Raw genomic sequence first — 24,626 nt, forward strand, 5'->3', positions numbered from 1 at the left:
AACGAAGCCAAAGGTATTTTTTCCTCTCCAGGGAGAGCCCCCATGCTCTCGCATGACCGTGTTTGGGCTGCCATAGACGCGCTCGCAGAGCGCTATTCGCTCTCGGCATCGGGTCTTGCCCGGCGCGCGGGACTGGACTCGACCGCCTTCAACAAATCGAAGCGCCTGTCCTCGGATGGGCGTCCCCGCTGGCCTTCGACGGAATCGCTTGCCAAGATCATGGAAGCGACCGGGGCGTCGCTGGACGAGTTCATGAAATTGCTTGGCACGCGCCCCGACGCGGATGCGCTGCCGGCGCAGCGCCCCACCGTGCCGCTGGTGGGCTTTGCCCAGGCAGGCGCGGGCGGCTTCTTCGACGATTCGGGTTTTCCGGTCGGCCACGGCTGGGATCTTGTCGAATTGCCGGCGCAATCGACCGCGGCTTCCTATGCGCTGAAGGTGCAGGGCGATTCCATGCTGCCGCTTTACCGCAATGGCGATGTCCTGATCGTGGAGCCCGGCGCGCGCGTGCAAAAGGGCGACCGCGTCGTCGTCAAGACAACAGCCGGCGAGGTGATGGCCAAGGTGTTGAGCCGCCAGACCGAGAAATCGATCCTTCTCGTTTCGTTGAACCCGGAACATCCGAATCGCGACATTCCTGCTCACGAAATCGAATGGGTGGCGCGGATCGTCTGGGCGAGCCAGTAGCGCCCGGTATGCGGCCGCTGCACGCAGCATTTGCAGCCTTGAGCGTCTTGACCACGGGCGCTCTGATAGTTGCCGGCGGGCGGGCGGTGCTTCCGTCGTCGGTTGAACAACAGCCTTCCGCTCTGGAGGGCGTTTCGGCGGGGGCTTCTTCGGCAGTCGCAACCGCGCCATCGAGCAGACCTGGTCCGCCGCCCGCAAATTCCAGGTCGATCGAACCGCTTGTGGTGGCTCCACCGCAGCTTGACGGTGTGGAACTGGAGCGCGTCGCGCCGCGCCAGCCGTTGAGCGACCTGGCGTTGGCCGAACCGCCAAAGCCGAAACTCTCCGGCGACTGGAAGGGCACGACCCTGTTTCGGCCCTTCGCTTCGTCGGCGGGCGTGGTTGCCGCGCAGCGCTATTCGGTCACCATTGCCGGCATCGATGTCGTGAAGAGCGACGAAACCTGCCTCGACAATGGCAAGGATTGGACGTGCGGAGCGCACGCGCTTGGCGCTTTCCGGGCCTTCCTGCGCGGACTGGCCGTCGTCTGCGCCATTCCCCCTGACAAAGATCGAGGCGAATTCACGGTCCGTTGCCGGTCGGGCAAGAAGGACGTCGGCGAATGGCTGGTCGAAAACGGCTGGGCGCGACCTGAAAAGGGCAGCCCTTACGAGGAGGCCGGCGAAAAGGCGCGCAGCCTGCGCAAGGGTATCTATGGTGCGGCACCTGAAAGCACCGACGTCCCACCGCTGACCGGAAGCACCGGCACGGCGCCGGCGACGCCGGACAGCATCATCGACCTGTCCGGCGAGGAACTTATGCCGCCAGTTGCCCAGCCAGAGCCTGCGCAATGAGCGCGCGCGTTTCGCCGATGCCGTAGAGCGCGGCGAACGAGCCGAAGCGCGGGCCGCGTTCCTGGCCGATCAGCACCTGGTAGATCATCTGGAAGAACGCGACCGAAACGCCGGGGCCGCCTTCGGGGCTTTGCTTGGTGTGATCCTGATAGCGCTCGATCTTGCGCGCGACATTGAGCGTGGCGGTCTGGATCGCTTCGCCGTCGGCATCCGCGGGCAGCGCAGCCAGTGCGTCCGACAGCCTGGCGAGCGCGTCGCGCTCGACGTCGTCGGGAGCGCGGTAGACCTTCGACGGCTTTACGAAATCCTCGAAATAGCGGATCGCGTAACCGGTCAGGCGATCGAGTTCCGGGTTCTTTTCCGGCGACGCCCCGGGCGCATAGCGCGAGATGAAGCCCCACAGGACATCCTTGTTCTGGGCGTTGGAGGCGCTGACCAGATTGAGCAGCAGCGAGAACGGCACCGCCAAGTCGATGGCAGGCGGGTTGCCGCTGTGCATGTGCCAGACCGGATTGCCGAGCCGGTTCTTCCAGTCCTGCCGCGGGTAGGCCGACAGGAAGGTATAGTACTCCTCAACGGCGCGCGGGATGACGTCGAAATAGAGTTTCTTCGCCACTCGCGGCTTCTGGTACATGTAGAGGCCGAGGCTTTCGGTCGGCGCGTAGGTCAGCCATTCGTCGATGGTCAGGCCGTTGCCCTTCGACTTCGATATCTTCTGGCCGTTTTCGTCGAGGAACAGTTCGTAGACGAAGTGTTCCGGCGCGCGGCCGCCGAGAATCTCGCAGATGCGGTCATAGATCGGCGCGTTGGTCTGGTGGTCCTTGCCGAACATCTCGAAATCGACGCCGAGCGCTGCCCAGCGCATGCCGAAATCGGGCTTCCACTGCATCTTCACCTTGCCGCCTGTCACGGGAAGCGTGGTTTCGGTGCCGTCCTCGTCGTCAAATGTGATGGTTCCCGCCTTGGCGTCGACATGCTTCATCGGCACGTAGAGCACGCGGCCGGACTTTGGCGAGATCGGCAGGAACGGGCTGTAGGTTGCCTGCCGCTCCTGGCCGAGCGTCGGCAGCATGACCTTCATGATGTCGTCGTAGCGGGCCGCGGCGCGCAGCAGCACGTCATCGAAGCGGCCGGACTTGTAATAGTCGGTGGCGCTGGCGAACTCGTAGTCGAAGCCGAACGTGTCGAGGAAGCGGCGCAGCATCGCGTTGTTGTGGTGGCCGAAGCTCTCGTAGTCGCCGCCGAACGGATTGGGCACCGAGGTCAGCGGCATGTGCAGATAGGGTTCCAGGAACGCCTTGTCGGGCACGTTGTCCGGTATCTTGCGCATCCCGTCCATATCGTCGGAGAAGCACAGGAGCCGCGTCTTCACCTTGTCTTGCGTGAGGATGCGGAAGGCGTGGCGCACCATGGTCGTGCGCGCAACTTCACCGAAGGTGCCGATATGCGGCAAGCCTGACGGGCCGTAGCCGGTCTCGAACAGGACGGTGTCCGGAAGCCCGCTTTTTGCGTAGCGGGCGATGATTTTCTTGGCTTCCTCGAACGGCCAGGCTTTGCTCTCCGCCGCGGCGGAGAGGAGTTCCGGGTTGAGATCGAGGATGCCTGTTCCGGCCATGTCTATGGTCCTGCTAGAGCCGCCGTCCATGCTGCCGGCGCGCCTGCTCTATGCGGGCAGCGCTGCAACGTCAAATCTTTCAGGCTATTTTGGCTCCGACTCCCGATTGAAGTGCCGGGATGGATGCAAAATCGACCGAAGCCATTCACTGCGATTGCAGCAACCGGCAGGCTCGGCTTGAATGGCGGCGTGGTTTGAAAGCTGTCGAGGAAGCCAATGGGTTACGACGCCGATGTCATCATTGTCGGAGCCGGACTTGCGGGCCTGGTCGCTGCGGCGGAACTGGTCGAGGCCGGCAAGAAGGTCGTCATCGTCGATCAGGAACCGGAGCAGTCCCTCGGCGGCCAGGCGTTCTGGTCGTTCGGCGGACTCTTCCTTGTCGATTCACCGGAACAGCGGCGCATGGGCATCCGCGATTCCTATGAATTGGCACACGATGACTGGATGGGTACGGCTGGCTTCGACCGCGCAGACGACCATTGGCCGCGCCGGTGGGCGGAGGCCTATCTGGGGTTCGCCGCCGGCGAAAAGCGCTCATGGCTCAAGCAGCGCGGCCTGAAATTCTTTCCGGTCGTCGGCTGGGCGGAGCGTGGCGGCGGCAATGCGACCGGCCACGGCAATTCCGTGCCGCGTTTTCACATTACATGGGGAACGGGACCGGGTGTCATCGAGCCTTTCATTCAGCGTGTGCGCGAGGCCGAAAAGGCCGGTCTCATTGGCTTCCGCTTTCGCCACCGGGTCAGCGAACTGGTCAAGGCCGGAGGTGTTGTCACAGGCGTGCGCGGCGAAATTCTGGAGGAAAGCTCGGTCGAGCGCGGCCGCAAGAGTTCGCGCGGCAAAGTCGGCGAGTTCGAACTGAAGGCGCAGTTGGTGATCGTCGCCTCGGGCGGCATCGGCGCCAATCACCAACTGGTGCGCCGCAACTGGCCGGCAAGGCTGGGCGATGCGCCGAAAAACATGATCAGCGGCGTTCCCGATCATGTTGACGGTCGCATGCTCGGCATCACCGAGGCGGCGGGCGGCAGGATCATCAATCCCGATCGTATGTGGCACTATGTCGAAGGCATCCGAAACTGGGCGCCGGTCTGGACCGACCATGCCATCCGCATCCTGCCCGGCCCGTCCTCGCTGTGGCTCGACGCAAGGGGCAAGCGCCTGCCGGCGCCGCTCTATCCCGGCTTCGACACGCTGGCGACGCTGACGCACATCATGAAGACCGGGTTCGACTATTCCTGGTTTATCCTGACCGAGAAGATCATCCGCAAGGAGTTCGCCCTGTCCGGCTCCGAACAGAACCCGGACCTGACTGGCAAGAGCTGGAGAAAGGTGTTGCAGCGCGCGACAAGCGGCATCCCCGGCCCGGTCAGGGCGTTCATGGACAAGGGCGAGGATTTCATTGTCGAGCGCGACCTGGGCTTGCTGGTAGAGCGCATGAACAGGCTGGCGGGCGGCGAGCCGCTGCTGACCAGGGAGCAGATCGAGCGCGAGATCCGCGCACGCGATCGCCAGCTCGAAAATCCTTATGGCAAGGACATGCAGGTCACGGCGCTACGCGGCGCGCGCGCCTATATCGGCGACCGGCTGATCCGCACGGCTCGCCCCCACAAGATGCTCGACCCGGAAAACGGGCCGCTGATCGCAGTCCGGCTCAACATCCTGACGCGCAAGACCCTGGGTGGCCTCGAGACCGATCTCGACAGCCGTGTTCTCGATGCCGGCGGCCAGCCCGTTCCCGGCCTTTACGCCGCAGGCGAGGTCGCAGGCTTCGGCGGCGGCGGCATGCACGGCTATGCCGCGCTGGAGGGCACCTTCCTCGGCGGCTGCATCTTTTCGGGACGCAGCGCCGGTCGGGCGGCAGCCTTCAGCGTTCGATGAAGGCGCCGCCCATCCGGAAGTCTATCGGGTTCGCCTACGCAAGACCTTCTTCGCGCAGGCTCTTCTGGACTGCTGGCCGTGCGGCGACCGTGCCGAGGAAGCGCTGCACATTGGCAAAACCGGAAAGGTCGAGGCCGACATGCTTTGCCCAGCCGAGCACGGTCCAGAGGTAGGCGTCGGCCACGCTGAACACGTCGCCCATCAGGTAGGAACGATCGGCAAGGCGCGTATCGAGGAACTTGACGCGCTTGGTCAGCTGTTCCTTGTTGATTGTCCTGGTTTCTTCAGGCGTGTTCGGCCGGAACAGCGGGGAGAAGCCCTTGTGGAGTTCGGTCGCGACGAAATTCAGCCATTGCTGCACCCGGTAGCGGTTCATTTCGCCCGATGCCGGTATCAGGCCACTGTCGGGCTTGCGGTCAGCCAGGTACTGCATGACGACTGTGGCCTCGGTCAGCGTTTCGCCGTCATCGAGGACGAGCGCCGGCACGTAGCCATTGGGATTGGTGGCCAGATAGTCCTGCTTGGCCTCGGTCGTCTTGCTGGCGCCATCGACCTTGACCAGCTCCAGATCGATGCCTGCCTCGTTGGCAACGATGTGGGGAGCCAGCGAGCAGGCGCCGGGCATGTAGAAAAGCTTCATTTCGGGAATGCTCCATCAGATTGACCGGCATCCTTTCACACAGGCAACCCTGAAGCTCAAATCTCATTCGGGTGAACACAGCGTCGCCTTAAACGCACCGCCTGTTTGTTCTTGGGCAGGGAGGTGGAGAACGCTTGCACGCCGCGCGGCCTGTTCTTATATACGCCGCACAACCGTGCCGGCCGCGCAATGCGCGGGTGTGTACGGAATTTCTGTGAACAGGGGCTTTCGCCGGAACGCCTGACAGGGTCCTTGAAAGCCTGCTTAGTGGAGAGACTGAACCAATGGCAAAAGTAATCGGCATCGACCTCGGAACGACCAATTCCTGCGTCGCCGTCATGGACGGCAAGGACGCCAAGGTTATCGAGAATGCGGAAGGCGCACGCACCACGCCATCGATTGTCGCTTTCAGTGGCGATGGCGAGCGCCTCGTCGGCCAGCCGGCCAAGCGGCAGGCGGTCACCAATCCTGAAAACACCGTTTTCGCGGTCAAGCGCCTGATCGGCCGCCGCTATGACGATCCCATCACCGCCAAGGACAAGGATCTTGTCCCCTACAACATCGTCAAGGGCGACAATGGCGACGCCTGGGTCGAGGCAGGCGGCAAGAAGCAGTCGCCGTCGCAGATTTCCGCGATGATCCTGCAAAAGATGAAGGAAACGGCGGAAGCCTATCTCGGCGAGACGGTCGAAAAGGCAGTCATCACCGTTCCGGCCTATTTCAACGACGCCCAGCGCCAGGCCACCAAGGACGCCGGCAGGATCGCCGGCCTTGAAGTGCTGCGCATCATCAACGAACCGACCGCTGCCGCGCTGGCCTACGGCCTCGACAAGAAGGACGGCAAGACCATCGCCGTTTATGACCTTGGCGGCGGCACCTTCGATATCTCCGTGCTGGAGATCGGCGACGGCGTGTTCGAGGTGAAGTCCACCAACGGCGACACCTTCCTCGGCGGCGAAGACTTCGACATGCGCCTGGTCGAATACCTGGCGGCCGAGTTCAAGAAGGAACAGGGCATCGACCTGAAGAACGACAAGCTCGCCCTTCAGCGCCTCAAGGAAGCCGCGGAAAAGGCCAAGATCGAGCTGTCGTCGACGACGCAGACCGAGATCAACCTGCCCTTCATCACCGCCGACGCGACCGGCCCCAAGCACCTGACCTTGAAGCTGACCCGCGCCAAGTTCGAGAGCCTGGTCGATGATCTGGTCCAGCGCACCATCGCGCCTTGCAAGGCTGCGCTCAAGGATGCCGGCCTGAAAGCCGGCGAGATCGACGAGGTGGTTCTGGTCGGCGGCATGACCCGCATGCCGAAGATCCAGGAAATCGTGAAGCAGTTCTTCGGCAAGGAGCCGCACAAGGGCGTCAACCCGGATGAAGTCGTGGCGCTTGGCGCGGCCATCCAGGCCGGCGTGCTGCAGGGCGACGTCAAGGACGTGCTGTTGCTCGACGTGACGCCTTTGTCGCTCGGCATCGAGACTTTGGGCGGCGTGTTCACCCGTCTCATCGAGCGCAACACCACGATCCCGACCAAGAAGAGCCAGACCTTCTCGACCGCCGAGGATTCGCAGTCGGCCGTCACCATCCGCGTCTTCCAGGGCGAGCGCGAAATGGCGGCGGACAACAAGCTGCTCGGCCAGTTCGACCTGGTTGGCATTCCGCCGGCCCCGCGCGGCGTGCCGCAGATCGAGGTCACTTTCGACATCGACGCCAACGGCATCGTCAACGTGTCGGCCAAGGACAAGGGCACCGGCAAGGAGCACCAGATACGCATCCAGGCGTCCGGTGGTCTTAGCGACTCCGACATTGAAAAGATGGTGAAGGACGCCGAGGCAAACGCCGAGGCCGACAAGAAGCGCAAGGCGCTTGTCGAGGCCCGCAACCAGGCCGAAGCGCTGGCGCATTCTTCCGAGAAGTCGTTGAAGGAATATGGCGACAAGGTTTCGGAAGCCGAGCGTACTGCGATTTCCGACGCGATTGCCGGACTTAAGACCGCGGCGGAAGGCGACGACGTTGCCGAGATCGAGGCCAAGACCCAGGCGCTGGCCGAAGCTTCCATGAAGCTGGGCCAGGCCATGTACGAGGCCTCGCAGAAGGAAGCTGCCGAAGCGGACGCCAAGGCGGATGCCGCCAAGGACAGCGACGTGGTCGATGCCGATTTCGAGGAAATCGACGAAGACGACGACAAGAAGAAGTCGGCTTAAGTTCCTTTTGCGCATGGAATGGCGAAAGCCCGGTTTAAAAACCGGGCTTTTCTGCAAAATGAATGAAAAATCGCTGCGAAACTGGCGGCGGCTCTGGCATCCCGGCATCCGGGCGCTTAAATCGAAACGCTAGAGCAATTCCGCGAAACGATCCGTTTCTTGCCGGGATTGCCTGAACACAAGGATTGGGCGGTTCATCGACCCCAAAATGGGATCGGGACGGGTCCAGGCAGGAACGCAATGCGCCGAGACATTGAACATCCGGTCGAACATCCTGGTCACGGGACAAGATGAAAGCCGATTTCTACGAGACGCTCGGCGTCAGCAAGGGCGCTGACGACAAGGAACTGAAGAGCGCATTCCGCAAGCTCGCCATGCAGTTCCATCCGGACCGCAATCCCGGCGATCACGCCTGCGAGCACAAGTTCAAGGAAATCAATGAAGCCTACGAGACGTTGAAGGACCCGCAGAAACGCGCGGCCTACGACCGGTTCGGCCACGCCGCTTTCGAGAATGGCGGCATGAATGGCGGCGGCGCGGGATTTGCAGCGGGTGGTTTCGCCGACATCTTCGAGGATATATTCGGCGACATGATGGGCGGCGGCCGTCGCCGCTCCTCCGGCGGCCGCGAGCGCGGCGCCGACTTGCGCTACAACATGGAAATTTCGCTGGAGGAGGCGTTTGCCGGCAAGACCGCGCAAATCCACGTGCCGGCTTCGGTATCCTGCACCGATTGCTCCGGTTCCGGCGCAAAGCCCGGCACGCAGCCGGTCACCTGCACGATGTGCAACGGCCACGGCAAGGTTCGGGCGAGCCAGGGTTTCTTTTCAATCGAGCGCACCTGCCCGCAATGCCAGGGCCGAGGCCAGACGATCAAGGACCCATGCCCGAAATGCGCCGGCCAGGGTCGGGTCACCGAGGAGCGCTCGCTGTCGGTCAACATTCCGGCCGGCATCGAGGACGGCACCCGTATCCGGCTGGCGGGCGAGGGCGAGGCAGGGCTGCGGGGCGGGCCGACGGGCGATCTCTATATCTTCCTCAGTGTGAAGCCGCACGAGTTCTTCCAGCGCGACGGCGCCGACCTTTACTGCAAGGTGCCGATCTCGATGACGACTGCCGCCCTTGGCGGTTCTTTCGAGGTGGCGACGCTGGACGGTACGCAGACGCGGGTAAAAGTGCCGGAAGGCACCCAGAACGGCCGTCAATTCCGTCTGAAGGGCAAGGGCATGCCGGTGCTGCGCCAGCCGCAGATCGGCGACCTCTACATCCAGACCGCCGTCGAGACGCCGCAGAACCTGACGCGCCGCCAGCGCGAACTGCTCGAGGAATTCGAGCAATTGTCGTCAAAGGACAATTCGCCCCAGTCGAGCGGGTTCTTTGCCCGCATGAAGGATTTCTTCGAGTCGTTCGGCGAAAATTGAGGCAAGGCCGGCCTCGTCGGAAAAACGATGCTTACGTCGCGTCATCAACAACTTGGACCAGAGTATGCCTTGCATGAGGCCACGCAAGTGCTAAGTAGCGCGTGGGGAGCCTCAGGAGAATTGGCATGACAAGAGGGTCCGGACTGCGCAAGACGCTGGCGGCAAAATTCGACGATGAACTGAAGTTCTTCAAGGGCTGGATTCACAAGCCCAAGGCCGTAGGCGCGATTGTGCCGACCAGTTCCATCACCGCCCGCCGCATGGCCTCGGTGATTGACATCAAGTCGGGCTTGCCGGTGCTTGAGCTCGGGCCGGGAACCGGCGTCATCACCAAGGCGATCCTGGCGCACGGCGTGAAGCCGGAAAACCTCTATGCCATCGAATATTCGCACGAATTCGTGCACCATCTGCGCAGCCATTTTCCGCGCGTCAACGTGATTGAGGGCGACGCCTTCAACCTCGACAAGACGCTGGGCGACAAGCGCGATTTGAAGTTCGATTCGGTTGTCTCTGGCGTGCCGCTGCTGAACTTCCCGGTCAGGCAACGCATTGCCTATCTGAACGGCCTGCTCGACCGATTGCCGCACGGCCGCCCCGTGGTGCAGCTGACCTATGGCCCGATGTCGCCGATCCCGGCTGGCCGTGGCGACTACACGGTGGAGCATTTCGATTTCATCCTCCGCAACATCCCGCCGACCCGGCTGTGGATCTACCGGCGCGCCACGCATTAAGGTCCCTGTGGGCCGGAGACCGGTCCAACAAGCCGTGGCTGCAAATCGGCGGCGAGGCGCGGCTACCGCCCATGCCGTATTGATTCCGGCTGCGAACTGCCTGTAGGTGGGTCCATGCCGATTGTTCCAAGCATCCTGATCTTCGCCGGTTCGGTGCGCAGTGGCGCCCATAGCGGAAAGACCGCGGATGCGGCTCAAAAGGCGCTCGCCTTGCAAGGTGTGGAGGTGACCCGCATCTCGCTCGGCGACTATCCGTTGCCGATTTTCGATCAGGATATGGAAAAGCACGACGGCATTCCGGAGAACGCCATGAAGCTGGCGCGGCTGATCGACAGGCATGACGGCCTGCTTGTCGCTACGCCTGAGTACAATGGGTCGCTGCCGCCGTTGTTGAAAAACGCGATCGACTGGGTGAGCCGGGTCCGGCATGACGGCAACCATGTTCTGAAGCCATTTTCCGGCAAGATTGCCGCACTCTGTTCCTCGTCGGAGGGCCAGTTCGCCGGCGTTCGCGCCATCAACCACTTGCGCGCCGTGCTGGTCCGCTGCCAGGTCGACGTCGTCGTGCCCGAATGCTCCGTTCCGCGCGGCGCAGAGGCATTCGACGACAAGGGCGATTTCCGCGACGAGCGCTTGCGCCGAGCGATGGAAAATGTTGCAAGCGCGCTGGCCGAACGGGCCGCGCTGCTGTCGAAGAGGAACGAGCCATGATCCCAGCCCACGATATGCGAGACCGCCTGATCGTTGGCCTCGACGTGCCGACGCTGGGCGAGGCCGAAAAAGTGGTGCGCGATCTCGACGGCGTCGTCTCGTTTTACAAGATCGGCTACCAGCTTGCCTTCGCCGGCGGTCTCGACTTCGCGCGCGAACTCGCAAGCGGCGGAACCAGGGTGTTCCTCGACATGAAGCTGCTCGACATCGACAACACGGTGGCCAAGGGCGTCGAAAACATCGTTCGCATGGGCATGACCATGCTCACCTTGCACGCCTATCCCAAGACCATGCGGGCAGCGGTGGAAGCCGCACGCGGCAGCGACCTCACCTTGTTGGCGGTGACCGTGCTGACCTCGATGGACGAGAACGATGTCGTCGAAGCCGGCTACGAATACGATCCGCACACGCTGGTTTTGAGGCGCGCCGAACAGGCCTTGCATGCCGGCATGGGCGGTATCGTCTGCTCCGCGCATGAGGCCGCGGCGGTGCGCAAGATCGTCGGCCCGGACCTTGCCCTGGTGACGCCGGGCATTCGCCCCCCCGGCGCCGACCACGGCGACCAGAAGCGCGTCGTGACGCCGCGCGATGCCATCCGCAACGGGTCCAGCCACCTCGTCGTGGCGCGCCCGATCGTCGGCGCGGTTGACAGGCGGGCCGCGGCGCAAGCTATTCTGGACGACATGCGCTCAGCCTGAGCGCATCGGACTTTTTGGAGGAATTGGAATGCCCAAGGGATACTGGATCGCTCGCGTCGATATTCGCGATCCTGAACGCTACAAGGATTATGTTGCCGCCGCCAAGCCGGCGTTTGAACGGTTCGGAGCCAAGTTCCTGGCGCGTGGCGGCGAGCACGAGAAGGCTGAGGGTCCCGGCCGGGCACGCAACGTCATTATCGAGTTCGATTCGCTGGCGACGGCGCATGATTGCTATCATTCGCCGGAATACCAGCGCGCCGCCGCCATCCGCCAGCAGGTCGCAGACGGCGAGATCGTCCTGGTCGAGGGCAGTTGAGCCTCTGACGCGCTGCCGTCGCGTCCCCGTTCCGCCTGTCCGCCGGTTTTCTATGCGCGGTCGAGAACGTGGATCGACGGCCGGCTGGGAGACAGGTGGACGGCTTGGCCTACCTCGAACAGGCCGGTTTCGCCGGGGTTCGGGCTGTCCACCAGCCAATAACCGATACCCGGTATCTTGATCAGGTATTCGGCGATATTGCCGAGGAACATGACGCGGCTGACTGTGCCGATGAAGTCGCCTTTTGCGGCGTCCAGCCTGACAGCTTCCGGGCGTACGACCAGCGTAACCCTCGACTTTTTCTCAAGTCCCGGCGTGCCCGGAAGGGTCAGGGTCTTGCCGGCTACTTCCACGGAATTTTTGTCCACAACAGTCGCTGACACAAAATTGGCCTTGCCGATGAAGTCGGCAACAAAGCGGCTGGCCGGGCGGGCGTAGACCGTATGCGGTGACCCAACCTGTTCGACGACACCCCCATTCATCACGACGATATCGTCGGAAATGCTCATGGCCTCGACCTGGTCATGGGTGACGTAGATGCTGGTTATGCCGAGCCGCTGCTGCAGTTCGCGGATTTCGATGCGCATCTGGTCACGCAGCTTGGCATCGAGATTGGAGAGCGGCTCGTCGAACAACAGGACGCGCGGCTCCATGACGATGCAACGCGCCAGCGCGACGCGCTGTTGCTGGCCGCCGGACAACTGGTTTGGCGAACGGCGGGCCAGGCTCAACAGGCCGGTCTGCTCAAGCACCCGCTTCACGCGCTCTTCGATGTCCGCCTTGGAGAATTTGCGAAGGCGCAGACCGAAGGCGACGTTTTCGAAAACGTCGAGATGCGGGAAGATGGCATAGGACTGGAACACCATCGCCGCGTCGCGCGTGTTCGGCGGCTCGTCGTTGATGCGCTTGTCGCCGAACCAGATGTCGCCGGATGTCGGCTCCTCGAAGCCGGCGATCATGCGCAAAAGCGTGGTCTTGCCGCAGCCCGACGGGCCAAGCAAGGTAACCAGCTTTCCCTCGGCAATTTCAAGGTTGACGTCCTTGACCGCCGCGACCGATGTGCCGTCGGGGCCCGGAAACAGCTTGTTGAGCCCGGCTATCCTGATTCCTTGAGCCATTAGTATCTCACCATCGATGTGTGGCGAGACCAGCGCCCCACGAATGCACTTATGACGCCGATCGCGACCAGCACGATCAGGATCACGACAACACTATAGGCGGCGGCAACGCCGAGGCGGCCGGAGCCGACCTGATTGAGGATCTGTACGGTCATCAGGTTCCAGTTGGCCGACACGAGGAATATGGCTGCGCTGATGGCCGTCATCGCGCGCACGAAAGCGTAGACAAGGCCGGAGAAAAAGGCTGGCGCGATCAGTGGCAGCGTGACCTTGCGGAACGTCGTCAGGCCATCGGCGCCGAGGTTCTGCGCCGCCTCTTCAATCGACGGGTCGATCTGGCGAAGCACGGCGATGCCGGACTGAATTCCGACCGGCATGTAGCGGAACACGAAGCATAGGACCAGGATCGCCAGGGTGCCGGTCAAGACGATCGGCTGGGAGTTGAAGGCCAGTATGTAGCCGATGCCGACAACCGTCCCCGGAACGGCGAAACTCAGGATCGATCCGAATTCCAGCGCGGTCCGGCCCGGAAATACTCGCCGTACGACCAGGAACGCCACCAGCATGCCGAAGATGCCGCTGATCGGGGTCGAGACGATCGCCACGATCAAGGTGTCCTTCACGGTGTCGAAACCGATATCGAAGACATAGATGAAATGGTCGGCCGTCGGTGTGTAGTTGAAGCCCCAGACCTTGGTGAACGCGCCGACGAAGATGACGGCGTAGAAGGCTGCGACGAAGAGGGCGAATGCCAGCACGAAGGCATAGAGCATCCACTTCGCCGGCTCACTGACGATCTTGGACGTCGAGGCGGTCGGTTTGCCGGTGACGGTGATGTACTGGCGCTTGGCAAGATAGTAGCGCTGGATGGCAAAAGCGGTCAGGGACGGGATCAGCAAGATGATCGCAAGCGTGGCGCCCCGCGCCAGATTGAACGATCCGGTAATCTCCAGATAGGCCTGTGGCGCCAGCATTGGAAACGCCGCGCCGGCGAGAACGAGCGGATTGCCGAAATCCGCCATCGATTCGATGAACACGACAAGGAATGCCCCGGCAATGCCCGGTAGCGACAAGGGAAAGCTGACCTTCCAGAAGGTCTGCCAGCGTGTCGCGCCAATGTTGAGCGCCGCATCTTCCAGTGTCGGGCTGATCGAGGCCAGAACGCCCCTCAGCGACAGGTAGGCGATTGGCGCAAAGGTGAACACCTGGGACAGCACCACGCCATGAAAACCGTAGATCGAAAAATCTTCCAGACCCAGCAACTGACGTGTGACCAGCCCATTGAATCCGAACAGGAACAGGATCGACACCGCGCTGACGAATGGCGGTGAGACGATCGGCAACAATGTCACGTAGTGGAGCAGCGACTTGCCCGGAACATTTAGCCGCGCAAGTACGAAGGCTGCCACGAAACCGATGATGACGCTGATCACGCCCACAAATGCTGCAACGCCAAGGCTGTTGATCAACGCATTGCGGTAGAGCCTGCGCTCAGCCAGCGACACATATTCCGACAGAGTCCATTGGCCGTCGACCTGCACGCTGGCCAAGAAAACCTTGGCCAGCGGATAGACGACAAACAGCACAATGGAAGCGGCGATTATTGCCAATAGCGCGAGAAGAATCGGATCCCGCGCCAGCAGCTTCAATTCCTGGCGTGCCTTGAAAAACAAGTGAACTCGTCCCTACTGGCCGAGAACTTCCTTGGCCCAGCGCTCGACCAGCCTCTTCTTGTTCTCAGCCGCGAAGCTTGCATCGGCAGCCACAAGCTTGATGGAATCCAGTGCCGGAACGCCGGTGCCGCCGCTGACATCGGAACGGATTGGCAGGAAGTAGGTCTTGGAAGCGCTCAGGGCGCCCTGCCCATCGGTGGAGGTCATCCAGTCGACCAGCTTTTTCGCCTCATCCGCATGCTGCGCGCCCTTGAGGATCGACATGGCGGCGACCTCGTAGCCTACGCCCTCACTCGGGAAGACCACCTTGACGGGGAAACCTTCATCCGCAAGCTTGAGAAAGCCCGGAGTGAACTGGATGGCCAGCGGCGTCTCGCCCACGCCAAGCGCGCCGCTCGGTGCGGTTCCGCTCTGCGTGTAGGTCTGCACGTTGGGGTTGAGCGCTTTCATATATTCGAAGGCGCCATCCTCGCCGCGCTCCTTGATCAGCGTCAGCATCATCGCATAGGCGGTGCCCGAAGACTGTGGCGACGGCATCTGGATCAAGCCCTTGTAGGCCGGATTCTTCAGATCTTCCCACGAGGTTGGAACGGGCGCCTTGCGGCTTTCCAGGATGTCGGTGCGAACGCCGAATGCAATCGGGTTGGTGTAGATTGCGTGCCAGAAACCATCCTTGTCCTTGAACTCATCGGTGAGCTTGTCGGCATTGGCTGAGACATAAGGCTCGGTCAGGCCGCGTTCCTTGGCAAGGATGTGGTTTTCGCTCGGCGCGCCGAACCAGACATCAGCCTGCGGGCTGGCCTTCTCGGCTTCAATACGGGAGAGCGCCGGGCCGGACGACAGGAACACCATCTGCACTTCGACGCCGCTTGCCTTGGAGAAAGCGTCGAGGAGTTTCTTGGCATTCTCCTCATCGACGCTGGAATACACCACCAACGCGTGGGCGGAAGTGACCGCCATGAACGACGCGAACGCCGCCGCCAGGATACGAACAGGAAATTTCATGCACTGCCTCCCAAGGAATTTCAATCGAGTAGAAATTAATGAGTTGGCAAATTATCGACCGCATTCCGCGTGGTCAATGCAATGACAAAATAGTGATACTTCCGTCGGTCGCGCGAATGCTCCGCAGCAGCGTTTGGCGAGGCGTTGCAACTGGGATTTGTTAACGGACATCGGCTAGGTTTCCACGCCATGATTTTGATCGGCCCAGCCATGGCGCAACCTTTCGACACGTGCCGAGTTTCGGAACCGATCGATGCTTGCTGAGCCCTTGCCCAATCCCGGTTTGGATGCCGCAGTGCCGGGCGTCGTCATTCTCGGCGGCGCGCATGGCACGCTTGCCTTGGCGCGCGGCCTGGCGGTGATGGGTGTTCCGGTTACGCTTGTCAGCAACGATACGCCGCTGCCCGGTTGGTCGCGTCATGTGAGCCGCAAATTCAGCTGGCCCGGCCCGGACGCGCCGGACGCAAGCTCGCACCTGCTGGATCTTGCGGCAAAGCATGGCCTTGCGGGCGCACTGCTCATCGCCGGTGGCGATGCCGAGGTGCAGATGGTCTCGCGTTCGCTGGATGCCCTGTCGGCTGTCTATCGCGTCTTCCTGCCAGCCTGGGAGCAACTGCAATGGGTTTGCGAGAAGCCGCTTCTTTATTGCCGCGCGGCTGAACTCGGCCTCGCCGTTCCGCTGACCTATGCCTTCGCTTCGGTGGAGGAGGCGGAGCGGGGCGAGATGCATTTTCCTGTCGTGCTGAAGCCCAACATGGGTGGCGGCGACAGTACGCTGGCGCGCGCCAAGGTGGTTCGCGCCGACGACAGGGCGACCTTTCTTGCAGCCTTCGAAGTTGCCGCCCGCGAGATCGGTGCGGAAAACGTGGTCGTCCAGCAACTCATCCCCGGCGGCGGCAAGGCGCAGTTCTCCTATGCCGCATTGTGGAACAACGGCGAACCGGTCGCCGAGTTCACGGCACGGCGCTTGCGGCAGTATCCGGTCGAATTCGGCTACACCAGCACGTTCGTGCAAGTGGTCGAGCAACCGGAGGCGATTGCGGCCTCGCGGCGCCTGCTTTCATCCGTCAGCCACCACGGGCTGGTCGAAATCGAGTTCAAGCACGATGTTCGCGACGGTGCCTTGAAGCTGCTCGACGTCAATCCACGACCATGGTCATGGTTCGGTCTTGCTGGTGCGGCAGGGCTCGATCTCGGCGCCATGCTGTGGGCGACGGCGAATGGCGTCGATACCGGAGTGGGCACGGCGCAGATCGGCACGGCGTGGATGTATCTGGCGCGCGACCTTGTCTCGGCGGTGCAACTCATGGCGCGGGGCGAGCTTTCACCTCGTGACTATGTCGGCTCCTTCCGCGCGGTCAAGGCGTGGGCGACATTTGTGCCGAATGATCCGCTGCCGAGTGTCCTCGACCTGCCGTTGACGGCATGGCGGGTGCTGACCCGCCGCGTGCTGAAGGAGCGGACCGGCGCATGACCTTGAAAGCTGCCGCGAAAAGGATTCTGCGCAACGCCGCCATCAGGGGCGGACTGGAGGCAGTGGCGCTGAGCAACGCCGGCGCGCTTTGGCCTTCGGCAGCAGGGCGCGGCGTGATCTTCACGCTGCACCATGTAAGGCCAGCGCAAGCAGACGCTTATCAGCCGAACGCGCTTTTGTCGGTGACGCCGCAGTTCCTCGATCAGGCGATCGAAGTCTCGCTGCAGGCAGGCCTCGTGCCCGTGGCGCTGGAGGACTTGCCGGCCTTGCTGGCTGACCCGAAGGACAGCCGCCGTTTCGTGTGCTTTACGCTGGACGACGGCTACCGCAACAACGCCGAACACGCCGCACCTGTCTTTCGCAAGCACGGGGTGCCGTACACGATTTTCATCTGCAAGGGCTTTGTCGATCGCACCCATTCGCTGTGGTGGGAGACCGCCGAACAACTGACCCGCGACAAGGATGCATTGGTGTTCGATTTCGGCAACGGGCCGGAAGCACTCGCGATACGTGACGTGGCCGGGAAGCAGGCAGCAATTGAGCGCCTATCCGGCTTTGTTCAGACAGTCGAAGAAGACAAGGCGGTGGCGCGGCTGGATGCGGCTGCACGCGAGAACGGCATCGAGCCGCTGTCTATCGTCGAGCGGCTGGTGATGGATCAGCATGAACTGCGCGACCTCGCCCGCGATCCGCTCGCCCGCTTTGGCGCGCATACGCTCACCCACGTCAACCTCAAGCGCATCGAAGCCGAACGGCTGCGGCGGGAAATTTTCGGATCGATCGACGCGGTTGAAAGCTATGTCGGTAGCAAGCCCACCAGCCTTGCCTACCCATATGGTTACGCGACTGCGGTCGGTGAGCGGGAGTTTGCGGCGACAGCCGAAGCAGGGTTGAAGATTGCGGTGACGACGCAGCCGGGCGTTCTGAATGTTTCGAACCTGGAGCGCCCGACCGCGTTCAACCGTGTGTCATTGAACGGCCTTTATCAGCGGAAGCGCTATGTGCGCGCGCTGATTTCAGGCATTCCGTTCAAGCTGATGTAGGCAGCGCGGGAAAGCCGCGCTGCCATAAGGTTCGTCAGAGGATGAAGCGCGACAGGTCCGTGTTCCTCGACAGGTCGCCGACGTGTTTTTCCACATAGGCGGCGTCGATGGTGACGGCGGTGCCGTTGCGGTCCGGCGCGTCGTAGGAGATGTCGTCGAGCACGCGCTCCATCACCGTCTGCAGCCGGCGCGCGCCGATGTTCTCGACCGACGCGTTGAGATCGACGGCGATGCCGGCCAGCGAATCGATGGCGTCGTCGGTGAACTCGAGCGTCACGCCTTCGGTCGCCATCAGCGCCACATATTGCTTGATGAGGCTGGCTTCCGTCTCGGTGAGGATGCGCACGAAGTCTTCCTTTTCCAGCGCACGCAACTCGACGCGGATCGGCAGGCGGCCCTGTAATTCAGGCAGAAGGTCGGACGGCTTCGAGACGTGGAAGGCGCCAGACGCGATGAACAGGATATGGTCCGTCTTGACCGGTCCGTATTTGGTCGCGACCGTGGTGCCTTCGACCAGCGGCAGAAGATCGCGCTGCACGCCTTCGCGCGAAGGTCCGCCCGATATGTCGGAGCGCGCGGCGATCTTGTCGATCTCGTCGAGGAAGACGATGCCGTCATTGGCGGTTGCTTCCAGCGCGCGGCGCACCACCTCGTCCTGGTCGAGCAGCTTGTCGGACTCGTCGTTGATGAGAACCTCGTAGGAAGCCTTCACCGTGGTCTTGCGCGTCTTGGTGCGTTTGCCGCCCATCGCCTTCGACAGCATGTCGTTGATGTTCATGACGCCGATATTGGCGCCCGGCATGCCGGGGATTTCGAAGCCGGGCATGCCGCCGGTTCCGGTATCGGCCACTTCGACCTCGATCTCCTTGTCGTCGAGTTCGCCGTCGCGCAGCTTCTTGCGGAAACTGTCGCGCGTGGCGGGAGACGCGGTCTTGCCGACGAGCGCTTCCAGCACGCGTTCCTCTGCATTGAGATGGGCGCGCGCCTTGACGTCCTCGCGCATCTTTTCGCGTTGCAGACCGATGGCGACCTCGACCAGGTCGCGCACGATCTGCTCGACGTCGCGGCCGACATAACCGACCTCGGTGAACTTGGTCGCCTCGACCTTGACGAAGGGCGCACCGGCAAGCTTGGCCAGCCGGCGCGAGATCTCCGTCTTGCCGACGCCGGTCGGGCCGATCATCAGGATGTTCTTGGGCATGACCTCTTCGCGCATCTGGCCTTCCAGTTGCTGGCGGCGCCAGCGATTGCGCAAGGCGATCGCCACGGCGCGCTTGGCGTCCTTCTGGCCGATGATGAAACGGTCGAGTTCGGAAACGATTTCGCGGGGGGAAAAACTACTCATGGTCCTACAATCCACCTTGCCACTGCTTGATGAACTCGAACGGATGCAGCAGCATGATCACGTTGAGTGTCAGATTGTCCCGGATGATTGTGCCGGTGCCGATTTCGAAGGCGAGGGCCAGCGCCACGACGATCCATATAGGTAGCCTCCTGGCCATCGCAAAGCCCACGATCATGGCGACGGAATCCGCGACCGAATTGATGATGGAATCGCCGTAATAGTCGAGCGAGATGGTCTGCGCGCGATAGCGGTCGATGATCATCGGGCTGTTTTCCAGGAGCTCCCAGCCGCCCTCGATCAAGAGGGCAAAGCCGAGCCGCAGCCAGATCGATGCGCGCGGAAACAGGAAATGCGCCAGCGCATAGAACAGGAAGCCGTGGATGATGTGAGAGGGTGTGTACCAGTCGGAGATATGTTGGGAATTCTCCGAGCTTACAACCACGCCGTGCCACAGCTTGACGTAGCCGCATTCGCAAATCGGGATGCGGCCCATGAGGTAGAGGGCGATCGCCTGAGCCGCCAGAAGGCCCACCACGAGTACCGTACCAGATTGCCACGGGACCGACTGCCACCACGCCGGCTTTCCTGTTTCTGTCTTGCTCATTCGTCCTCCCCGGCATCAAGCGCCATTAACAGCGCCTCGCCATATTCCGAATTGCGCCGGCCGATTGGTTGAAATCCTGCCTTTTCATAGGCGCGGATGGCACGGCCATTTTTCGGATGCGGGTCGATTATGACGCGCGGTGCGCCTTCTTCGAACAACTCCGCTGCGAACTGCCTGACGATTGCCGAACCATGGCCGATGCCGACCAGGTCCGGCACGCCGATGGAAAGGTCGATGCCAAGCGTGCCGAACGGCTGGTCAGCGTAAGGGTGTCCCTCTTCCAGATGCGGATCGTAGGCCTGCAGGTAGGCGATGGGCCTTCCGTCCAATTCCACGATGAGCGGTTCGACCGAGACGCTGTCGATGTGCTCGCGAATGGCGGCGATTTCCGTTTGCGGATCGTCCCACCATTCGGCCACGTGCGGTTCGGCAAGCCACCGTGCGATCATCGGCAGGTCAGCCTTGGTGACCGGCCGGAAATCATAGATGGCGGCCTGTTCAGGCGGCATCGATGACTTCGACGACGAAATTGTTGTTCGTGTAGACGCAGATGTCGGAGGCGATCTGCATTGCCTTGCGGGCGATCTCCTCGGCATCCTTTTCGGTGTCGATCAGGGCGCGGGCGGCAGCCAGCGCGTAGTTGCCGCCGGAACCGATGGCCATGACGCCGTCCTCGGGTTCCAGCACGTCACCGTTGCCGGTCAGAGCCAGCGAAACCGACTTGTCGGCAACCAGCATCATCGCTTCCAGGCGGCGCAAATAGCGGTCGGTGCGCCAGTCCTTGGCGAGTTCGACGCAGGCGCGGGTCAACTGGTCGGGATATTGTTCGAGCTTGGCTTCGAGCCGCTCCAGAAGGGTGAAGGCGTCGGCAGTGGCGCCTGCAAAGCCGGCGATGACGTTACCGCCCTTGCCGATGCGGCGAACCTTTTTCGCGTTGCCCTTCATGATGGTTTGGCCAAGACTTACCTGGCCGTCGCCGGCAATCACCACCTTGCCGCCCTTGCGCACGGTCACGATGGTGGTGGCGTGCATGGAAAGTTCATTGGACATATGTTGCTCCGATGTCGCGCGATCCCTTCCTAGGCGATTGGCGCGTTACGAGGAATATTTTCGCATATGTATGCTGCAAATGCCCGATTGCAAACTGGTGCCCGTCATGTGCCGCAGGACGTTTTGTAAACTGGCAATCGCCGGACCATGCTGCTAGAAGGCTTTCGCTTTCAAGCGCTGAAGTTCATCGACTTCCGACAGTGCAGCGACAAGGATCAGGTGATGTCACTCCGTTCCGCCGAAGTGAGCCGCAAGACCAGGGAAACCGAGATCACGGTTTCCGTGCATGTCGACGGCAGCGGCAAGTCCGCCATTTCTACAGGCGTTGGCTTCTTCGACCACATGCTCGACCAGTTGTCGCGCCATTCGCTGATCGACATGACGGTTAAGGCTGAGGGCGACCTGCATATCGACGACCATCACACGGTGGAGGACACCGGCATCGTGCTCGGGCAGGCGCTTTCCAGGGCGCTCGGCGAGCGGCGAGGCATCATGCGCTATGCCTCGATCGACCTTGCCATGGACGAGACACTGACGCGCGCCGCAATCGACGTGTCCGGCCGCCCGTTCCTTGTCTGGAACGTCGCCTTTTCGTCGCCGAAGATCGGCACCTTCGATACCGAACTGGTGCGCGAATTCTTCCAGGCGCTGTCGCAGCACGCGGGCATCACGCTGCACGTGACCAACCACTACGGCGCCAACAACCATCACATTGCCGAAACCTGCTTCAAGGCGGTGGCGCGGGCGCTGCGCGCCGCCACCGAAGCCGATCCGCGCCAACCCGACGCGGTGCCCTCCACCAAGGGATCGCTGAAGGGATAGGATTGGTCCTGACCATGGCAAGCTATGTCGTCATGCTGCCGCCGGGCGGCAGTCCCGAGCAACGGCTGGAACAGGCCGTCTTCCTGCGCGACGGCTTTTCCTGGCTGGGCCTCATCGTGCCGCCGCTCTGGCTGTTGTGGCATCGCCTCTGGCTTGAGGTGATCCTCGCCTTCCTGGCGATGGCAGCCTTCTCAGGCGTGGGAGAGGCCGTAAGCCTGCCTGTAGTGGGCGGCCTGCTTGGCCTTCTCGTCTCGCTCTATGTGGGGCTGGAAGGGCAGGCAATGCGCGTTGCCGCGCTACGCCGGCGCGGCTGGCAGGACTGGGGCGTGGTCGAAGCCGATCGGGCCGACACCGCCGACCTCAGATACAGCCTTGCCGCCACAGAAGAGACTGTAGCAACTGCGCCTGCCGTCACCATCGTGCCTGCCAGCAGCGCCGTACCGCGTGTCACGCAGGATACGCTTGGCCTCGTTTCCTATCCCCAAAGGCCCTGACATGCGCGTTGCCATCATCGATTACGGTTCGGGCAATCTGCGCTCGGCGACCAAGGCTTTTCAGCGCGCCGCGCAAGAGGCCGGGATAGACGCCGACATCGACCTCACCGCCGACCCGGAACGCGTTCGCGGCGCCGATCGCATCGTGCTGCCGGGGGTTGGCGCCTATGCCGATTGTGCCGCCGGCCTGCGCGCCGTCGACGGCATGTGGCAGGCGGTCGAAGAGGCGGCGATCACCAAGGGCAGGCCGTTCCTCGGCATTTGCGTCGGCATGCAGTTGATGTCCGAGCGCGGGCTTGAAAAGACCGTAACCACTGGCTTCGGCTGGATCGCGGGCGACGTCAAGGAAATCACACCTGCCGATCCGGGACTAAAGGTGCCCCAGATCGGCTGGAATACCATCGAGCTGCGCCGCGAGCATCCATTGTTTGCCGGCATCAAGACGGGTTCCGATGGCCTGCACGCCTATTTCGTCCACTCCTATCATCTCGATGCCACGCGGCCGGATCAGGCGCTGGCGGTGGCCGATTACGGTGGACCGGTCACTGCGGCGGTAGCGCGCGACAATCTTGCCGGAACGCAGTTCCATCCCGAAAAAAGCCAGGCGCTTGGCCTTGCTCTCATCGCAAATTTCCTGAGGTGGAAGCCGTGATCCTTTTCCCTGCCATCGACCTCAAGGACGGCAAATGCGTGCGCCTGAAGCTCGGCGACATGGCAACCGCCACGGTCTACAACGAAGACCCGGCAGCCCAGGCCAAGGCGTTCGAGGACCAGGGTTTCGATTGGCTGCACGTCGTCGATCTGAACGGTGCCTTCAAGGGAGAGAGCGTTAACGCCGCTTCGGTGGGCGCGATCCTCAAGGCAACGAAAAACCCGGTGCAACTTGGCGGCGGCATCCGCAGCCTGCCGCAGATCGAGGACTGGCTGGATCGCGGCCTTGCCCGCGTCATCCTTGGTACGGTCGCGGTGCGCGACCCCGATCTCGTCAAGCAGGCATGCAAGGCATTCCCCGGCAGGATCGCCGTCGGCATCGACGCCAAGGGCGGCAAGGTGGCGGTCGAGGGATGGGCGGAAGCATCGAGCCTCGGCGTGATCGAACTGGCGAAGAAGTTTGAAGGCGCAGGCGTTGCGGCCATCATCTATACCGACATCGACCGCGACGGTGTTTTGACCGGCATAAACTGGAATTCCACCATCGATCTGGCCGAGGCTGTGTCTATCCCGGTGATTGCATCCGGCGGCCTGGCCTCTGTTGCCGACATCGTGCGCATGACCATGCCGGATGCGCAAAAACTCGAAGGGGCGATTTCCGGCAGGGCACTTTACGATGGACGCATCGACCCGGGCGAAGCGCTCACTATATTGCGGGAAGCACGCAACCGGAGCGGAACGCAATGAAACTCTCCGTCATCCTCGCACCCTATGACAGCGGCCACTACCAGTCTGGCTTCGGCCAGGGGCCGGAGGCATTGGTGGCCGGAGGGCTGGTCGATGCCCTGACCCTGGCGGGGCACGATGTGACGGTCGAGGATATCGGGCAGGTAGGCGACGCGCAGGAACGCGAGATCGCCACCGGCTTTGCCGTGTGCAGGGCGGTCGGAAACAAGGTCGGCAACGCCATCGACCATGACCGGTTTCCGATCGTGCTGGCGGGAAACTGCCTGACGGCCGCAGGCGCCGTTGCCGGCGAGGTTGCCGATTCCATCATCTGGTTCGACCAGCATGGCGACATCAATACGCCCGATACCTCGTCTTTCGGTTTTCTCGACGGGATGGCACTGTCCACCGTGCTCGGTCTCTGCTGGCGGCCGATGGCCAAGACGATCCGCGGGTTTCGCCCTGTCGATCCCTCGCGCTGTCTTCTGGTCGATGCCCGTGACCTCGATCCGGACGAGCGCAAATTGCTGGACACCTTGCCGGTGATGCGTGCCGATTGCGTCAATGCCGCCGAGAAGGCCGGGAAACTGAACGCGGGCGGGGCCAAGCGGACTCATCTGCATCTCGACCTCGATGTGCACAACCCTGACTTCCTGCAAGTCAATCGCTATGCGGCGCCCGGCGGCCCCAGCCCGGAACAGTTGCGCGAGGCTGTTTGCAGCATCGGCCGGTCGGTTCCCGTAACCGGCGTGACGGTTTCAGCCTACGATCCGGCCTTCGATCCGAAAGGAGAGGTGCCTCCGGTCACCGGCTACCTCCTGGTCGATCTGGTGGCGGCGCTGGAGCGCATCTGATGCTGAAGGCTCGCGTTATCCCCTGCCTCGACGTCAAGG

The 24,626-nt window shown here is 62.4% G+C and carries 25 protein-coding genes; 16 read left to right on the forward strand and 9 right to left on the reverse strand.

The features are described 5' to 3' along the window. Positions 1–42: 42 nt before the first annotated feature. Together ASD50_RS17000 and ASD50_RS17005 are read left to right on the forward strand one after the other, a co-directional pair. The gene (locus ASD50_RS17000; protein ID WP_056243538.1) at positions 43–687 is read left to right on the forward strand and encodes a helix-turn-helix transcriptional regulator; all 645 of its coding nucleotides are present in this window, start codon (positions 43–45) and stop codon (positions 685–687) included. Next, complete coding sequence (locus tag ASD50_RS17005) at positions 654–1,520, forward strand: thermonuclease family protein (RefSeq protein WP_244484560.1); 867 nt, start codon at positions 654–656, stop codon at positions 1,518–1,520. Before ASD50_RS17000 ends, ASD50_RS17005 begins: the two co-directional genes overlap by 34 nt. On the opposite strand, the gene ASD50_RS17010 is transcribed toward ASD50_RS17005, so the two are convergent. After that, the gene (locus tag ASD50_RS17010) at positions 1,483–3,135 is read right to left on the reverse strand and encodes a lysine--tRNA ligase (protein WP_056243540.1); all 1,653 of its coding nucleotides are present in this window, start codon (positions 3,133–3,135) and stop codon (positions 1,483–1,485) included. The two genes, ASD50_RS17005 and ASD50_RS17010, sit on opposite strands and share 38 nt — an antisense overlap. Before the next feature lie 216 nt (positions 3,136–3,351). Here ASD50_RS17010 and ASD50_RS17015 point away from each other — a divergent pair, with 216 nt between their 5' ends. Then, on the forward strand, positions 3,352–5,010 hold the full coding sequence (locus tag ASD50_RS17015; protein WP_056243542.1) for an FAD-binding dehydrogenase: 1,659 nt from the start codon (positions 3,352–3,354) through the stop codon (positions 5,008–5,010). 34 nt (positions 5,011–5,044) lie between these two features. Here the strand turns inward: ASD50_RS17015 and gstA are convergent, their stop codons facing one another. Continuing rightward, a complete protein-coding gene (gene gstA, locus ASD50_RS17020) occupies positions 5,045–5,650 on the reverse strand; it encodes a glutathione transferase GstA (protein ID WP_056243544.1) in 606 nt (201 codons plus the stop codon). Between the two features lie 284 nt (positions 5,651–5,934). On the opposite strand from gstA, the gene dnaK reads away from it, so the two are divergent. The 6 genes from dnaK to ASD50_RS17050 all read left to right on the forward strand — a co-directional run bounded on the left by dnaK (position 5,935) and on the right by ASD50_RS17050 (position 11,728). Then, on the forward strand, positions 5,935–7,851 hold the full coding sequence (gene dnaK, locus ASD50_RS17025; protein WP_056243545.1) for a molecular chaperone DnaK: 1,917 nt from the start codon (positions 5,935–5,937) through the stop codon (positions 7,849–7,851). 290 nt (positions 7,852–8,141) lie between these two features. Continuing rightward, positions 8,142–9,272, forward strand: coding sequence for a molecular chaperone DnaJ (dnaJ, locus tag ASD50_RS17030; RefSeq protein ID WP_056243548.1), 1,131 nt, complete (start codon positions 8,142–8,144; stop codon positions 9,270–9,272). A 125-nt stretch (positions 9,273–9,397) separates the two neighbouring features. After that, positions 9,398–10,003 carry a phospholipid N-methyltransferase PmtA gene (gene pmtA / locus ASD50_RS17035; RefSeq protein WP_056243550.1) on the forward strand — a complete coding sequence of 202 codons (606 nt, stop codon included), beginning with the start codon at positions 9,398–9,400 and terminating at the stop codon, positions 10,001–10,003. Between the two features lie 114 nt (positions 10,004–10,117). Further along, positions 10,118–10,714 carry an NADPH-dependent FMN reductase gene (locus tag ASD50_RS17040; protein ID WP_056243552.1) on the forward strand — a complete coding sequence of 199 codons (597 nt, stop codon included), beginning with the start codon at positions 10,118–10,120 and terminating at the stop codon, positions 10,712–10,714. Continuing rightward, positions 10,711–11,412 carry an orotidine-5'-phosphate decarboxylase gene (gene pyrF / locus ASD50_RS17045; RefSeq protein WP_056243554.1) on the forward strand — a complete coding sequence of 234 codons (702 nt, stop codon included), beginning with the start codon at positions 10,711–10,713 and terminating at the stop codon, positions 11,410–11,412. The genes ASD50_RS17040 and pyrF overlap by 4 nt, the downstream gene beginning before the upstream one ends. A gap of 28 nt (positions 11,413–11,440) precedes the next feature. Next, complete coding sequence (locus tag ASD50_RS17050; protein ID WP_056243556.1) at positions 11,441–11,728, forward strand: DUF1330 domain-containing protein; 288 nt, start codon at positions 11,441–11,443, stop codon at positions 11,726–11,728. 50 nt (positions 11,729–11,778) lie between these two features. Here the strand turns inward: ASD50_RS17050 and ASD50_RS17055 are convergent, their stop codons facing one another. From ASD50_RS17055 to ASD50_RS17065, 3 genes are read right to left on the reverse strand one after another with little or no spacing between them, the layout of a single operon-like run. Then, positions 11,779–12,846, reverse strand: a complete 1,068-nt coding sequence (locus ASD50_RS17055; RefSeq protein ID WP_056243557.1) for an ABC transporter ATP-binding protein — start codon at positions 12,844–12,846, stop codon at positions 11,779–11,781. Beyond that, the gene (locus ASD50_RS17060) at positions 12,846–14,519 is read right to left on the reverse strand and encodes an ABC transporter permease (protein WP_056243560.1); all 1,674 of its coding nucleotides are present in this window, start codon (positions 14,517–14,519) and stop codon (positions 12,846–12,848) included. Before ASD50_RS17060 ends, ASD50_RS17055 begins: the two co-directional genes overlap by 1 nt. 12 nt (positions 14,520–14,531) lie before the next feature. Next, a complete protein-coding gene (locus ASD50_RS17065; protein WP_056243562.1) occupies positions 14,532–15,524 on the reverse strand; it encodes an ABC transporter substrate-binding protein in 993 nt (330 codons plus the stop codon). Positions 15,525–15,777: 253 nt separating this feature from the next. On the opposite strand from ASD50_RS17065, the gene ASD50_RS23980 reads away from it, so the two are divergent. Beyond that, positions 15,778–16,998, forward strand: a complete 1,221-nt coding sequence (locus ASD50_RS23980; RefSeq protein ID WP_056243564.1) for a hypothetical protein — start codon at positions 15,778–15,780, stop codon at positions 16,996–16,998. Continuing rightward, a complete protein-coding gene (locus ASD50_RS23985) occupies positions 16,995–18,041 on the forward strand; it encodes a polysaccharide deacetylase family protein (RefSeq protein ID WP_056243855.1) in 1,047 nt (348 codons plus the stop codon). The genes ASD50_RS23980 and ASD50_RS23985 overlap by 4 nt, the downstream gene beginning before the upstream one ends. A 34-nt stretch (positions 18,042–18,075) precedes the next feature. Here the strand turns inward: ASD50_RS23985 and hslU are convergent, their stop codons facing one another. The 4 genes from hslU to hslV are packed head-to-tail and all read right to left on the reverse strand — an operon-like array spanning position 18,076 to position 21,040. Then, entirely contained in the window at positions 18,076–19,386 is a 1,311-nt protein-coding gene (gene hslU, locus ASD50_RS17080; protein WP_056243565.1) for an ATP-dependent protease ATPase subunit HslU, read from the reverse strand. Between the two features lie 4 nt (positions 19,387–19,390). Next, positions 19,391–19,990: a DUF2585 domain-containing protein gene (locus ASD50_RS17085; RefSeq protein WP_056243567.1), complete on the reverse strand. Its 600-nt coding sequence runs from the start codon at positions 19,988–19,990 to the stop codon at positions 19,391–19,393. Further along, the gene (locus ASD50_RS17090; RefSeq protein ID WP_056243570.1) at positions 19,987–20,499 is read right to left on the reverse strand and encodes a GNAT family N-acetyltransferase; all 513 of its coding nucleotides are present in this window, start codon (positions 20,497–20,499) and stop codon (positions 19,987–19,989) included. The genes ASD50_RS17085 and ASD50_RS17090 overlap by 4 nt, the downstream gene beginning before the upstream one ends. Further along, positions 20,489–21,040 carry an ATP-dependent protease subunit HslV gene (hslV, locus tag ASD50_RS17095; RefSeq protein WP_056243571.1) on the reverse strand — a complete coding sequence of 184 codons (552 nt, stop codon included), beginning with the start codon at positions 21,038–21,040 and terminating at the stop codon, positions 20,489–20,491. Before hslV ends, ASD50_RS17090 begins: the two co-directional genes overlap by 11 nt. A gap of 222 nt (positions 21,041–21,262) precedes the next feature. On the opposite strand from hslV, the gene hisB reads away from it, so the two are divergent. From hisB to ASD50_RS17120, 5 genes are read left to right on the forward strand one after another with little or no spacing between them, the layout of a single operon-like run. After that, positions 21,263–21,862, forward strand: a complete 600-nt coding sequence (hisB, locus tag ASD50_RS17100) for an imidazoleglycerol-phosphate dehydratase HisB (RefSeq protein WP_056243860.1) — start codon at positions 21,263–21,265, stop codon at positions 21,860–21,862. A 14-nt stretch (positions 21,863–21,876) separates the two neighbouring features. Next, positions 21,877–22,356, forward strand: a complete 480-nt coding sequence (locus ASD50_RS17105; protein WP_056243574.1) for a DUF2628 domain-containing protein — start codon at positions 21,877–21,879, stop codon at positions 22,354–22,356. Position 22,357: 1 nt separating this feature from the next. After that, a complete protein-coding gene (hisH, locus tag ASD50_RS17110; RefSeq protein ID WP_056243576.1) occupies positions 22,358–23,008 on the forward strand; it encodes an imidazole glycerol phosphate synthase subunit HisH in 651 nt (216 codons plus the stop codon). Next, a complete protein-coding gene (hisA, locus tag ASD50_RS17115) occupies positions 23,005–23,754 on the forward strand; it encodes a 1-(5-phosphoribosyl)-5-[(5-phosphoribosylamino)methylideneamino]imidazole-4-carboxamide isomerase (protein WP_056243863.1) in 750 nt (249 codons plus the stop codon). The genes hisH and hisA overlap by 4 nt, the downstream gene beginning before the upstream one ends. Then, positions 23,751–24,587, forward strand: a complete 837-nt coding sequence (locus tag ASD50_RS17120; RefSeq protein ID WP_056243578.1) for an arginase family protein — start codon at positions 23,751–23,753, stop codon at positions 24,585–24,587. The genes hisA and ASD50_RS17120 overlap by 4 nt, the downstream gene beginning before the upstream one ends. Positions 24,588–24,626 lie beyond the last annotated feature (39 nt).

It is taken from the genome of Mesorhizobium sp. Root552 (assembly GCF_001427285.1).
Classification (GTDB): domain Bacteria; phylum Pseudomonadota; class Alphaproteobacteria; order Rhizobiales; family Rhizobiaceae; genus Mesorhizobium.